General features: G+C 73.0%; 13 protein-coding genes. 5 read left to right on the top strand and 8 right to left on the bottom strand.

Annotation, left to right across the window (positions count from 1 at the left end; translation table 11 throughout):
• Positions 1-122 precede the first annotated feature (122 nt).
• From HHX41_RS35650 to HHX41_RS35640, 3 genes are all read right to left on the bottom strand, one after another.
• A complete protein-coding gene (locus HHX41_RS35650) occupies positions 123-1358 on the bottom strand; it encodes an NAD(P)/FAD-dependent oxidoreductase (RefSeq protein ID WP_182909477.1) in 1236 nt (411 codons plus the stop codon).
• A gap of 104 nt (positions 1359-1462) precedes the next feature.
• Positions 1463-2290: an ABC transporter permease gene (locus tag HHX41_RS35645; RefSeq protein ID WP_182909476.1), complete on the bottom strand. Its 828-nt coding sequence runs from the start codon at positions 2288-2290 to the stop codon at positions 1463-1465.
• The gene (locus tag HHX41_RS35640; RefSeq protein ID WP_182909475.1) at positions 2287-3273 is read right to left on the bottom strand and encodes an ATP-binding cassette domain-containing protein; all 987 of its coding nucleotides are present in this window, start codon (positions 3271-3273) and stop codon (positions 2287-2289) included. The genes HHX41_RS35645 and HHX41_RS35640 overlap by 4 nt, the downstream gene beginning before the upstream one ends.
• A 76-nt stretch (positions 3274-3349) precedes the next feature.
• Between HHX41_RS35640 and HHX41_RS35635 the strand changes: the two genes are divergently transcribed.
• The 3 genes from HHX41_RS35635 to HHX41_RS35625 all read left to right on the top strand — a co-directional run bounded on the left by HHX41_RS35635 (position 3350) and on the right by HHX41_RS35625 (position 5606).
• Complete coding sequence (locus HHX41_RS35635) at positions 3350-4129, top strand: TetR/AcrR family transcriptional regulator (protein ID WP_182909474.1); 780 nt, start codon at positions 3350-3352, stop codon at positions 4127-4129.
• 131 nt (positions 4130-4260) lie between these two features.
• Positions 4261-4800: a DUF2243 domain-containing protein gene (locus HHX41_RS35630; protein WP_182909473.1), complete on the top strand. Its 540-nt coding sequence runs from the start codon at positions 4261-4263 to the stop codon at positions 4798-4800.
• Entirely contained in the window at positions 4797-5606 is an 810-nt protein-coding gene (locus tag HHX41_RS35625; protein ID WP_182909472.1) for a cytochrome c oxidase assembly protein, read from the top strand. Before HHX41_RS35630 ends, HHX41_RS35625 begins: the two co-directional genes overlap by 4 nt.
• Positions 5607-5656: 50 nt before the next feature.
• Here the strand turns inward: HHX41_RS35625 and HHX41_RS35620 are convergent, their stop codons facing one another.
• Entirely contained in the window at positions 5657-6415 is a 759-nt protein-coding gene (locus HHX41_RS35620; protein ID WP_182909471.1) for an SDR family oxidoreductase, read from the bottom strand.
• Between the two features lie 183 nt (positions 6416-6598).
• Between HHX41_RS35620 and HHX41_RS35615 the strand changes: the two genes are divergently transcribed.
• The gene (locus tag HHX41_RS35615) at positions 6599-7537 is read left to right on the top strand and encodes an RNA polymerase sigma-70 factor (protein WP_182909470.1); all 939 of its coding nucleotides are present in this window, start codon (positions 6599-6601) and stop codon (positions 7535-7537) included.
• 89 nt (positions 7538-7626) lie between these two features.
• On the opposite strand, the gene HHX41_RS35610 is transcribed toward HHX41_RS35615, so the two are convergent.
• Positions 7627-8787 (bottom strand): cation:proton antiporter, encoded by a 1161-nt coding sequence (locus tag HHX41_RS35610; protein ID WP_169982767.1) that lies wholly within the window; start codon positions 8785-8787, stop codon positions 7627-7629.
• Between the two features lie 9 nt (positions 8788-8796).
• Positions 8797-9279, bottom strand: a complete 483-nt coding sequence (locus HHX41_RS35605) for a cation:proton antiporter regulatory subunit (RefSeq protein ID WP_169982766.1) — start codon at positions 9277-9279, stop codon at positions 8797-8799.
• Positions 9280-9394: 115 nt separating this feature from the next.
• On the opposite strand from HHX41_RS35605, the gene HHX41_RS35600 reads away from it, so the two are divergent.
• Complete coding sequence (locus HHX41_RS35600; protein WP_169982765.1) at positions 9395-9994, top strand: helix-turn-helix domain-containing protein; 600 nt, start codon at positions 9395-9397, stop codon at positions 9992-9994.
• A 5-nt stretch (positions 9995-9999) separates the two neighbouring features.
• On the opposite strand, the gene HHX41_RS35595 is transcribed toward HHX41_RS35600, so the two are convergent.
• Together HHX41_RS35595 and HHX41_RS35590 are read right to left on the bottom strand one after the other, a co-directional pair.
• Complete coding sequence (locus tag HHX41_RS35595) at positions 10000-10788, bottom strand: bifunctional 2-polyprenyl-6-hydroxyphenol methylase/3-demethylubiquinol 3-O-methyltransferase UbiG (RefSeq protein ID WP_182909469.1); 789 nt, start codon at positions 10786-10788, stop codon at positions 10000-10002.
• A 56-nt stretch (positions 10789-10844) separates the two neighbouring features.
• Positions 10845-12107, bottom strand: a complete 1263-nt coding sequence (locus HHX41_RS35590) for an RNA polymerase sigma factor (RefSeq protein WP_310742321.1) — start codon at positions 12105-12107, stop codon at positions 10845-10847.
• Positions 12108-12109: the final 2 nt, after the last annotated feature.

Raw genomic sequence — 12109 nt, 5'->3', positions numbered from 1 at the left:
CGGCCATGCGCTCCTCCTGCTGTCGGTACCGATCACTGGTACCGACAGTGGAGGCAAACCTGATCAGAGGCCCGGAAGCGGCCCGGCGTGTCGCGGCCCGGCGAACCTAAGTGGACACCCCACTAGGCGGCAACGTGACCGCCTTCCCTGTGGGAGATCGCCTTGTCGGCGGTCGCGTCCGGCGCGGCGGCCAGGCGGTGCTTGCGCTTGGGCATCCCGAAGGTCGGGTGCGAGGTGGTCCACAGCGACATCGTGAGGATGCCCGCCTTGATCCGCGCGGCCTTCCGGCCGCCCAGGTATTTCGGCTTTGCTTGCGCTTCGTCGTCGACCAGCTGCAGGATCCCGTCCCGCCGCCCGAGGCTGATGTGGTTGCCCGGGTAGGCCAGCGTGGTGCTGGCGATCTCACGGCCGGTCAGGCGTCCCACGATCGCCTCGACGGCCTGCCGGCCGGTGAAGCCGGCCGAAGCGCAGGACATCGGCAGCGGCCGGCCGTTGTCGCCGATGGCATAGGCGCTGTCGCCGGCGGCGTAGACGTTCGGGTGCGAGACCGACCGCATGGTGCGATCGACGACGATCCGGCCGTTTTCGGTGACCTCCAGCCCGCCGGCGGCGGCGAGGGGGGTGACCGCGAACCCGGCCGTCCACACGGTGGCGTCGGACGCCAGGGCGGTGCCGTCGGCGCACAGCACGCGCGTCGCTTCGACGGCTTCGACGGCGGTGTGCTCCAGGACGGTGATGCCCAGCCGGTCGCAGGCCCGGCGCAGGTGGCCGCGGGCCCCGGCGGAGAGCCGGGCGCCCAGCTCGCCGCGGGCGATGAGCGCCACCGACAGGCCGGGCCGGGATTCGGCGATCTCGGTGGCGGTCTCGATGCCGGTCAACCCGTCGCCGACGACCACCACACGCCCGCCTTCGCCCCGCCTGCCCAGGCTGTCCAGGCTGTCCAGGCGCTCGCGCAGGCGCAGCGCCGAGGGCCTGGCGGCGACGTCGAAGGCGTGCTCGGCCACGCCGGGGAGGGCGTGGTCGTCGCCGTGGCTGCCGAGCGCGTACAGAAGCGTGTCGTAGCCGAGTTCGCCGCCGCCGTCGGCGTCGGCCACGGCGACGACCTGGCGCTCGGGGTCGACGGCGGTGACACGGGCCAGGCGCAGCCGTATCCCCGTGCCCGCGAAGACGTCGGCGAGCTTCGGAGCCTCGATCTCCTGGCCGGCCGCCAACTGGTGCAGCCGCAGCCGCTGGACGAAGTCCGGCACGGCGTTGACCACGGTGATCTCGGTGTCCGCCGGGGACAGCCGGCGGGCCAGGGTCCCGGCCACGTAGGCCCCGGCGTAGCCGGCGCCGAGGACGACGATGCGGTGCTTCATGTGTTGCTCCTGTCGGCTCGCTCTCGCTTGCTTTCGCTGACTTGAGCGGAACAGCGCCCCGATTGCTGACAGGAACCGCATGTGTCATGGGTCACAAAGGGGTGTCAGCGGTCGAGGCGGCGGTAGCGGCGGACCGACAGCGGGAGGAAGACCGCGACGAGCAGCAGCGGCCAGACCAGGGCCATGACCGCGGCGTGCTCGGCGACCCAGGTGGTGCCGCCCGCGCCGGGGTTGCCGAACAGGTGGCGGGTGGCGGCCATGGTGGCCGACAGGGGGTTCCATTCGGCGACGGCGGCGAGCCAGCCGGGCATGGTGCCGGTCCAGGCGAAGGCGCTGGACAGGAAGCCGACGGGCCATACGAGGATCTGGACGGCCATGACGGCTTCGGGGCCGTTCAGGGTCAGGCCGAGGTAGATGCCGACCCACAGGAAGGCGAAGCGCAGCAGCAAGAGCAGTCCGACGGCGAGTGCGGCGCGGGCGGGGCCTTCGTGATAGCGCCAGCCGACGGCCAGGCCGCAGACGATCATGACGGCGAGGCCGAGGACGGTGTTGAGCATGTCGGCGACGCTGCGGCCGAGGACGACGGCGGAGGAGGCGATGGGCAGGGAGCGGAAGCGGTCGGTGACGCCTTTGGTGGCGTCGCGGGCGACGGCGGTGAAGGTGGCTTCGATACCGAAGAGCATGGTCATGGCGTACATGCCGGGCATGAGGAATTCGCGGTAGTCGCCGCCGCCCGGTACGGCCATCGCGCCGCCGAACAGGTAGCCGAACATCAGCACGATCATGACGGGGAACAGCAGGGCGGCCACGAGCCGGCCGGGTGTGCGGGCCCAGTGGTGAAGGCTGCGCAGGGTGACGGTCCAGCCGTCGGCCAGGGCCCAGCGCAGCCGCGCGGCCGCGGTGCGGGGGATCTCGGGTGCGGTGACGGTCATCCCGCGGCCGCCTTTCCTGTGGTGTTCTCGGTCGTGTTCCGTGCGCCGGTGAGGTGGAGGAAGACCTCGTCCAGGGTGGGCCGTCGCAGGGCGATGTCGGCCACGGTGATCCCGGCGGCGTCCAGGGCCCGCAGGACCTCGGGGAGCGCGGCGGATCGGTCGCGTACGGGCGCGCTGACGCGGCGGGCGTCGGCGTCCAGGTCCACGGAGGCGTCACCCGGGGCGCCGGTCACCCGGCCGGCGATCGCGGCGGCGGCCGGCAGGTCGGCGGTGTGGCGCACGACGACGTCGAGGCGGTCGCCGCCGAGCGCGGATTTCAGCTCGTCGGGGGTGCCCTCCGCGACGACGCGGCCGGCGTCGACGACCGAGACGCGGGAGGCCAGCTGGTCGGCCTCCTCCAGGTATTGGGTGGTGAGGAGCACGGTGGTGCCCGCGGCGACGAGGGCGCGGACGGCGTCCCACACCTCGGTGCGGCCGCGCGGGTCCAGTCCGGTGGTGGGCTCGTCGAGGAACAGCACCGGCGGGGAGCAGATCATGCCGACCGCCAGGTCGAGGCGGCGGCGCATGCCGCCTGAGTACTGCCCGACGGGTTTGGTCCCGGTGCCGGCGAGGCCGAACCGGGCGAGCAGTTCGTCGGCGCGGGCGCGGGCCGCGGCCGGGCGCAGGTGGTGGAGGCGGCCGAACATGACGAGGTTCTGCCGGCCGCTCAGGATCTCGTCGAGGGCGGCGTGCTGGCCGACCAGGCCGATGCTGCGGCGTACGTCGGCGGCCTGGCGTACGACGTCGAAGCCGGCGACGCGGGCCGTGCCGCCGTCGGGCCGCAGCAGCGTGGTGAGGATCCGGACGGCGGTGGTCTTGCCGGCGCCGTTCGGTCCGAGCAGGCCGTGCACGGTGCCCTCGCGGACGGCGAGGTCGACGCCGTCGAGGGCGGGGGTGTCGCCGTACCGCTTGCGCAGGCCTTCCGCTGTGACCGCGTGCGTCATCGCGTTTCTCCGTTCAGGATTGGTACGGCGTACCGTACAGCATACGGAACCAGGGTGCGCATAGAATTCGCAGGCGATGACGGAGTACAGCTCGCAGGGAGACCCGGCGCGGAGTCTGGCCCTGCTGTGGCGCACGGGTGAGCGGACCGGACGCAAGGGCAAACCGGATCTCAGTGTCGACCGGATCGTGCGCGCGGCGATTTCGGTGGCCGACGCCGAGGGCCTGGCCGCGCTGTCCATGCGGAGGGTCGCCGAGCAGCTCGGTGTGGGGACGATGTCCCTGTACACCTACGTCCCGGGTAAGGCCGAGCTGATCGACGTCATGGTCGACACGGCGTACGGCGAGCTGCCCGCACCCGCGGAGGTGGCGGGCGGCTGGCGGGGCAGGCTGGAGCTGATCGCCCGGGAAAACCTGGCGCTCTACCGGCGGCATCCGTGGATGCTGCAGGTGTCGACGACGAGCCGGCCCCCGCTCGGCCCCAACCTCATCGCCAAGTACGACTACGAGTTGCGGGCGGTCGACGGCATCGGCCTGGACGACCTCGAGATGGACTCGGTGGTCACGCTGCTCAACGGTTACGTGAGCGGCGCGGCGCGGGGCGCGGTGGAGGCGGCGCAGGCGCCGGGGGAGACGGGCGTCACCGACGAGCAGTGGTGGTACGCCCACGCGCCCTATCTGGCCAAGGCGTTCGATCCCCGGCGTCATCCGCTGGCGGCCCGGGTGGGCGCGGCGGCGGGCGAGGCCTACAACGCGGCCTACGACCCGGACCAGGCGTTCGAGTTCGGCCTGCAGCGCGTGCTCGACGGCGTCGGGGCGTTCGTCACCGCCCGCACCGCCGGACGAGGCCCTGCCTAAGAGGCGCCGTCTAAAGAGTCGGTAGGCCGGGCGGAGGATCCGCGCGTGCCTGCGTGACTACGCCCCCCGGTCCGGGGAACCTGCCCAGGCGGAGATCCGCACAGCGGCGGCCGGGGGACGGGGGCAGGGCGATGGCGACCACCGCGGGCGAGGCCGGGACCGGTCCGGCGCCGGCCAGTCTGCGCCTGCCGGGCATCGTGCTCGGGGTGGGGCTGGGCGGGTTCGTCGACGGGATCCTGCTGCACCAGCTCCTGCAGTGGCACCACATGCTGAGCAGCACCGACAGCGACCGCATCGGGGTGCGGTACTACGACCCCCGCACGGTTTCGGGGCTGGAGATGAACACGGTGTGGGACGGCCTGTTCCACACCGTGTGCTGGCTCGCGGTGCTCATCGGCCTCGCGATCCTGTACTCCCGCGTCACCCGCGAGCGGCGCCGGGTGTGGACCTCGCGGGTGCTGTGGGGGTGGGTCCTGGTCGGCTGGGGCGTCTTCAACCTCGTCGAGGGCGTCCTGGACCACCACATCCTGGGCATCCATCACGTCCGCGGCGGCCCCGACCAGTTGTGGTGGGACCTCGGCTTCCTCGTCCTGGGCGCGCTGCTGCTCGCCGGGGGTTACCTGCTCGCGCGTAGCGGGCGGTCCTTCGACCCCGCCGGGGCTTTCGCGTGAACGACCACGGCGCCCACTTCGCGGGGGTGTCCGGCGTGCTCGCGCCGGTCCTCGTCCTGCTCGTGTACCTTCACCTGGCCCGGCGGGCGCGCCGCCGCAACCCGGTCCTGGGCTGGAGAGGGTGGCGTACGGCGAGCTTCGCCGCCGGGCTCGTCCTGGTGGCGGCGGCGCTCCTGCCGCCCGTCGCGTCCCTCGCCCACGCCGACTTCCGCGGTCACATGGTGCAGCACATGCTGATCGGGATGTACGCCCCGATCGGCCTGGTGCTGGGCGCCCCCGTCACCCTGCTGCTGCGGACCCTGCCCGTCGCCGGGGCGCGGCGGCTGACCGCCGTCGTGCACAGCCGTCCCGGCCGGCTGGCGGCCCATCCGGCGACCGCCCTGCTGCTGTCCACCGGCAGCATCGTGGCGCTCTACTTCACGCCGCTCTACGACGCCGCCGCGGCGCACGCGGCGGGGCACTGGCTGCTGCACGCCCACTTCCTGCTGTCGGGCTGCCTGTTCGCCCATGTCATCGCCGGTCCCGATCCCGCGCCCGCCAGGCCGGGCGTCCGTGCCCGCCTGGTCTACCTCGGTTGTGCCATCGCCGTGCACGCGGTCGTCGCGCAGCTGATGTACGCCGGCTTCCGGGTGGGCGTGCGGGCCCCCGTGGCCGAGCTGCGGGGCGGGGCGGAGATCATGTATTACGGCGGCGACATCGCCGAGCTGCTCCTCGCCGCCGCCCTGGTCACGACCTGGCGCCCCGATCGCCGTGATCGCCGCGGGGGACCGGCGCGCCGGCCGAGGCTGGCACACGACCCCGTGTAGGCCAGGAGGACACCCGAAAACACGGGCAAGGCCGTGCCGTACGGCCGGGCTCAGGGTTTGGTGCCGAGCCACTCCTGGAAGGCGGGTCCGGCGAGCTTGGCGTGCGGGCCGGGCAGGAAGGCGCCGTCGGCGGCGATCTCGGCATCGGGCATGCCGGACCCGTCGACGCCGACGACCTTGACGCCTCGCCGGGCGCCGAGAAGCCGGGCCGCCTCCGCCATGGTCTCCGTGCGGGGACCGGCGATCTCGGGGATCGGTGTTCCCGGGGCGGGCGCGCCGGGGGCGAGGGCAAGGTCGGCCAGTTCCTCGGCCACGGTGCGGCAGGCCACGAGCTGGGTGGGCAGGGCCGGGATGTAGGCGACGTCGCCCTGCCGCCACTCGAGGAGCTGACCGACGAACTCGTGGAACTGCGCGGGCCGCAGGATGCGGACCGGGAGCGGGCCGGACAGGAGGAGCTCCTCGTGCACCTTCTTGGCGGCGAGGAAACCGGCGGTGGCCTTGTCGGCGCCGATGATGGACGCCACGGCGATCCGGGCGACGCCCGACTTCTGGCTGGCCTCGTGCAGGTTGCGGGCCGACGTGCGGAAGAACTCCGTCGCCGCCTCCTGGTCGGAGGAGTGCCACGAGGCGACGTCGATGATGACCTCGACCCCGGTGAGGGCCTCGGCGAGGCCCTCACCGGTGATGATGTCGACGCCGGTGGCGCGGGACATCGGCACGACCCGGTGCCCCCGCTCGGTCAGGACGTCGACGACGTGGCGGCCCAGCCGCCCGGTCGCTCCCGCTACCGCGAACGTGGTGACGCTCATGTCGTTCTGCCTTTCTCAAGCGCTGTACGCGCGGCGTTCTGACGACCACGAGACGCCGGCGACCCGATCCCTGTGACAGCGCGGGCATGTGACATGGGTCACCCGCCGTGGGTGTTACGGAGCGGTGGGGACCGGCGTCCTGTGCGTGTGGCAGCGTTGAGAACGAACAGGTGGGAGCCGGGCATGAGCGAACGAAGTGCGGGCCCGGCCGGGCCGCTCGATCGTGCCGGCCGGGTCGGCTCCGTGGACCGCGCGACCGAGGCGTTCGTCACCCATCGCAACCTGCTGTTCACCGTGGCCTACGAGATGCTCGGCTCGGCCGCCGACGCCGAGGACGTCCTGCAGGAGACCTGGCTGCGATGGGTGGATGTCGACCTTGGCGCCGTGCGGGAGGAGCGGGCCTACCTGGTGCGGATCGTCACCCGGCAGGCGCTGGACCGGCTACGTGCGCTCGGCCGGCGCAGGGAGTCCTACGTCGGTCCGTGGCTGCCCGAGCCGTTGCTGACCGCGCCTGATGTGGCCGAGGACGTCGAGCTGGCCGAGAGCGTCTCGATGGCGATGCTGCTGGTGCTGGAGACGCTGCGGCCGACCGAGCGGGCGGTCTTCGTGCTGCGCGAGGTGTTCGACCTGGATTATGACGAGATCGCCGAAGCCGTCGGCAAGAGCCCTGCCGCGGTACGCCAGATCGCCTACCGGGCGCGGGCGCACGTGGCCGCCCGCCGGCCACGCGGCACCGCCTCCGCCGCCGAGACCCGAGCCGCGCTTCAGGCCTTCCAGCGAGCGGTCGAGACCGGCGCGTTGCAGAGCCTGCTCGACGTCCTCGCGCCGGACGTCGTCGCCCTGAGTGACGGCGGCGGAGTCAGGCACGCCCTGCTGCGGCCCGTCGTGGGGATCGGCAACGTGGCTCGCCTGCTGGCCGCGGGTTGGTGGAGACGCGACGCGGAAAGGTCGGTCGAACTGGTGCAGATCAACGGTGGCCGCGGGCTGCTCGTGCGCGTCGACGGGGAGATCGACGGTGTGGTGGCGGTACGCGTGGAGAACGGCTACGTCGCCGGCGCCTACCACGTACGCAATCCCGAGAAGTTGTCGCGTGTGGAGCGGGAGACCGCCGTGACCCGCTGAGCCCGGCGAGAGCGAACGCGCATGCCCTGACAGCACACCGGCCTGCCGCCGCGGTGCGGGGGCAGGCCGGTGTCGGGGGGTGACGGTCGTCAGGCGCGGGCGGCTATCCGGGTGAGGATCGGCTGGACCAGGCGCGCCGCCAGGGGGCCGAAGGCCGCCAGGATCAGGACGTACGCGGCGGCGAGGGCGCCGAGGTCGGGGTGGGCGCCGGCGGCCACCGCCAGCCCCGCGATGACGATGTTGAACTCTCCGCGGGGGATGAGCGCGATGCCGGCCCGGACCCGTCCGGCGCGGGCGATGCCGGCGCGGCGGGCGGCGTACCCGCCGGTCAGCAGCTTGGTGATCATTGTCACCACGGCGAGACCGGCGGCCAGGCCCGCGGCGGGCAGGATCTTGGTGGGGTCGGTCTGCAGGCCGAAGAAGACGAAGAAGACCGCGGCGAACAGGTCGCGCAGCGGCGCGAGCAGCGCCTGGGCGTCTTCGGCCAGTTCGCCCGACAGGGCGATGCCGACGAGGAACGCGCCGACCGCGGCCGACACCTGCAGCTGCTGGGCCAGTCCCGCCACCAGCAGCGCCAGCCCGACCACCTTGAGCATGAGCACTTCGGAGTTGGGGCTGGCGACGAACGCCTCGATGTAGCGGCCGAAGCGGAGCGCGACCAGCAGCACCACGCTCACCGCGGCGAGCGCGATGGCCACGGTGATCGCCCCGGCGACGGCGCTCAGGCCCGCCAGCATGGCGGTCAGGACCGGCAGGTAGACCGCCATCGTGAGGTCCTCGAAGACCAGCAGCGACAGCACCACGGGGGTCTCACGGTTACCGATCCAGCCCAGGTCGGACAGGACCTTGGCGGTGATGCCGGAGGAGGTGGCGTAGGTGACGCCGGCCATGGCGACCGCGGCGACCGGGCCCCAGCCGAGCAGCAGCGCCAGGATCGCGCCTGGGGCGGCGTTGAGCACGAGGTCTACCAGGCCGGCGCGGGCGTTGCCCTTGAGGCTGGTCACCAGTTCGTCGGCGTTGTATTCCAGGCCGAGGGTGAGCAGCAGCAGGATGACACCTAATTCGGCGCCGGTGGCGATGAACTCCTCGCTGGTTGCCAGCGGGAGGATGCCACCGGTACCGAAGGCCAGGCCCGCGATGAGGTAGAGGGGGATCGGGGAGATGCCGACGCGCAGCGCCAGTGCCCCGAGGATGCCGAGTCCGAGGACGACGGCGCCGAATTCCAGGAACAGTATCGCGGTATTGTGCACGCGCTGCCCTCAGCCGCTGGCGAAGATGTCGGCGACGGCGGCGGTGCTGTCCTCGCTGCCCACCACGACCACGACGTCGTCCGTGGCGAGGACGAAGTCGGGAGCGGGGCTGGCGAAGACGCGTCCGGCGCGGACCACGGCCACGATGGAGGCTCCGGTGCGGGTGCGCACCTGGGCCTCACCCATGGGGCGGCCGGCGTAGGGGGTGCCCGGCGAGATCGGCAGCTGGACGCTGACCAGCCCCTCGACCTCGCGGTGCAGTGCGTTGAGCCGCTGGACGATGCGGGGGGCGCCGAGCAGTTCGACGAGCGCGTCGGCCTCCTCGTCGTTGAGTTTCACCGTCTCACAGGCCCTGTCGGGATCGTCGGGGTCGTAGATCACCAGGTCGCGTCGCCCGGTGCGGTGGGAGACGACTCCTATTCGCCGTCCCGAGCGGGTGGTGAACTCGTGCCGCAACCCGATCCCCGGCAACACCGTCTGCTCGACATCCACGGCGCTGCTCCTCCGTTCAATAGGTCAGTGTCTGCCCAGGAACCTACCAATGATGGGCTGACGTCTCATTTCCGGCTCTTCGTTGGCGTCGCTGGAGGTATGGCAAGCTGTCGGGGTGGACGACGACCTCGAACACGCGCTCGTCGCGGTCGGGCCGCGGCTGCGCGCGCTGCGCCGGCAGCGCGAGACGACCCTGGCCGACCTGTCGGCGGCGACCGGCATCTCGGTGAGCACGCTGTCGCGCCTGGAGTCGGGCGCGCGCCGGCCGACCCTCGAACTGCTGCTGCCCCTGGCCCGGGCGCACGGTGTCACGCTGGACGAGCTCGTCGACGCCCCGCCGACCGGGGATCCCCGCGTGCATCTGCGCCCGGTCGTACGCAACGGCATGACCATGCTGCCCCTGAGCCGCAGGGCCGGGGGGATCCAGGCGTACAAGCTGGTGATTCCGGCGGGCAGCGGCAGGAGGAAGCCGGAGCCGAAGACCCACGAGGGCTACGAGTGGCTTTATGTGCTCAACGGGCGGCTGCGGATGGTCCTCGGCGAGCAGGATCTGGTGCTCTCCCCGGGTGAGGCGGCCGAGTTCGACACCCGGCTGCCGCACTGGTTCGGGGCCGCCGACGCGCAGGCGGTGGAGTTCCTCAGCCTGTTCGGGCAGCAGGGTGAGCGCGCCCACCTGCGTGCCCGCCCGAAGGCCAAGCAGGAGCCTGCGCTGTAGGGGGTCTACGCGGGGCGGCGCGCGAGGGTGAGCAGGTGGCCGCTGACGCCGAGGAGGGACGGCACGCGTTCCAGGGCGCGCTGGGCGTCGAGCATGAGCGCGCGGCGTCCGGGGTCGTCGAGCCAGTCGTCGACGTCGCCGTACAGCCAGAAGGCGCCCTCCAGGCCGTACCGCTCGGCCTCGGGCAGTCCGGCGTCGGCGAACTCCCCGGCAACCTCGTCGGGCTCGTGGAAGTAGGCGGAGAAACCGTGCCCGGGGGACAGCATGACGCCGTCCGTCACGGCCTCGTGCGCCGCGCGCCGCTCCGGCTCCTGCGTGTAGTGCCCGAGGTAGATCGTGTCGTGTACGGCGGCGTAGCGGTTGATGGTGGCGGCGGCCACCAGTCCTCCGGGGCGCACCACGCGGCGCGCCTCGGTCAGGGCCGTGACCCGGTCGGCGCGGTCGGCCAGGTGGTAGAGCGGGCCCAGCAGCAGGACCGCGTCCATGCTCGCGTCCGGTGCGGGCAGGTCGCGTGCGTCGCCCAGCCGGGCCGTCACCCCGGTCAGGGCCCCGGCCCGCTCGACGTGGAGCGGGATCGGGTCGAGCAACTCGACCTCGTAGCCGTCCGCGACCAGCCATTCGGCGTGCACGCCGGTGCCGCCGCCGACGTCGAGCACCCGGGCGGGCGGCGACGGCAGTGCCCGGCGCAACACGTCCTGTGTCCGCCACAGCTCCAGCCGGCCTCGCCCCGCGCGGAGCCTGCCGTGCTCCCTGTCCTGCTCGTAGTAGGCGCGCACTTCCCGCGTCACCGACATGACCGGTTTCTCCTCGACTCGTCGGGCCGTACGGCGTGCTCGCCGCCCGGCGGGGGTTATCGGCCGCCCGCGGCGCGGCCGAGGAACAGGGCCCGCTCCCGCTCGTTGCCCGTCAGCGACGCCGCCCGTTCGAACTCCCGCCGCGACTCCTCCGTACGGCCCAGCCGGGCCAGCAGGTCCCCGCGTACGGCGGGCAGCTGGGGGTAGCCGCGCAGGGCCCTGTCGGCCGCGACGGCGTCGGCGATCTCGAGCCCGCGCGCGGGGTCGCCGGCCATCGCGACCGCGACGGCGCGGTTCAGCTCCACGACGGGGGAGGGGGAGACGTGGGCGAGCACCCGGTAGAGGGCGGCGACGCGCTCCCAGTCGGTGTCGCCGGCGTGGGCCGCGCGGGCGTGACAGGCGGCGATGGCCGCCTGCAGGGCGTAGGGGCCGAAGACGCCGCCGAGCGACTCGGCCCGCTCCAGCGCCTCCAGCCCGCGGCGGATGAGCAGCCGGTCCCACAGCCGCCGGTCCTGGTCGGCGAGCAGGACCGGGGCGCCGCCGGGTCCGGTGCGGGCGCGCAGGCGGGAGGCCTGCAGCTCCATCAGCGCGGCCAGGCCGTGCACCTCCGGTTCGCGGGGGAGCAGGCCCGTCAGGAGACGGCCCAGGCGCAGCGCCTCGTGACAGAGGTCGGGACGGGTCCAGTCGTTGCCCGCCGTGGCCGAATAGCCCTCGTTGAAGATCAGGTAGACGACTTCCAGCACGGACGCCAGCCGTCCGGCCAGCTCGTCCGGGGCCGGCATCTCGAACCTGACTTCTTTCGCGGCCAGGGTGCGCTTGGCGCGGACGATCCGCTGGGCCACCGCCGGCTCGGTGGCGAGGAAGGCCCGGGCGATCTCCCCGGTGGTCAGGCCGCCGAGCAGGCGCAGCGTCAGCGCGACGCGGGCCTCGGTGGTCAGGGCGGGATGGCAGGCGGTGAAGATGAGCCGCAGCATGTCGTCGCGGATGTGGTCGTCCATGTCGGCGTCCGGGTCCGGCTCCGGCCTGCTGCCGATGTCGCGGCCGATCTCCTGGAGCTTGCGCTCGTAGCGGCCGCGCCGCCGCAGGTGGTCGATCGCGCGGTGCTTGGCGGTGGCCATCAGCCAGGCGCCCGGGTTGTCCGGCACGCCCGCCTCCGGCCACTGCTCCAGCGCGATGAGCAGCGCGTCCTGGGCGAGTTCCTCGGCCAGGCCGACGTCGTCGACGAGGCGGGCCAGCCCCGCGACGAGCCTGGCCGACTCGATCCGCCAGACCGCCTCGATCGCGCGGTGCGCCGCGAGCCGCGGCTCGGTGCCGGTCACGG

This window comes from Microbispora sp. H13382 (assembly GCF_014161445.1).
GTDB lineage: Bacteria > Actinomycetota > Actinomycetes > Streptosporangiales > Streptosporangiaceae > Microbispora.
Note: the sequence above shows the minus strand (reverse complement) of the source record. Positions and strands in the feature narration are given on the sequence as shown.

Excerpts from the sequence above, each read along its gene's own strand:
- HHX41_RS35620 (WP_182909471.1), bottom strand. The coding sequence starts at position 6,415 with ATGAGCGTCACCACGTTCGCGGTAGCGGGAGCGACCGGGCGGCTGGGC.
- HHX41_RS35635 (WP_182909474.1), top strand. The coding sequence starts at position 3,350 with ATGACGGAGTACAGCTCGCAGGGAGACCCGGCGCGGAGTCTGGCCCTG.
- HHX41_RS35645 (WP_182909476.1), bottom strand. The coding sequence starts at position 2,290 with ATGACCGTCACCGCACCCGAGATCCCCCGCACCGCGGCCGCGCGGCTG.
- HHX41_RS35615 (WP_182909470.1), top strand. The coding sequence starts at position 6,599 with ATGAGCGAACGAAGTGCGGGCCCGGCCGGGCCGCTCGATCGTGCCGGC.
- HHX41_RS35640 (WP_182909475.1), bottom strand. The coding sequence starts at position 3,273 with ATGACGCACGCGGTCACAGCGGAAGGCCTGCGCAAGCGGTACGGCGAC.
- HHX41_RS35650 (WP_182909477.1), bottom strand. The coding sequence starts at position 1,358 with ATGAAGCACCGCATCGTCGTCCTCGGCGCCGGCTACGCCGGGGCCTAC.
- HHX41_RS35630 (WP_182909473.1), top strand. The coding sequence starts at position 4,261 with ATGGCGACCACCGCGGGCGAGGCCGGGACCGGTCCGGCGCCGGCCAGT.
- HHX41_RS35595 (WP_182909469.1), bottom strand. The coding sequence starts at position 10,788 with ATGTCGGTGACGCGGGAAGTGCGCGCCTACTACGAGCAGGACAGGGAG.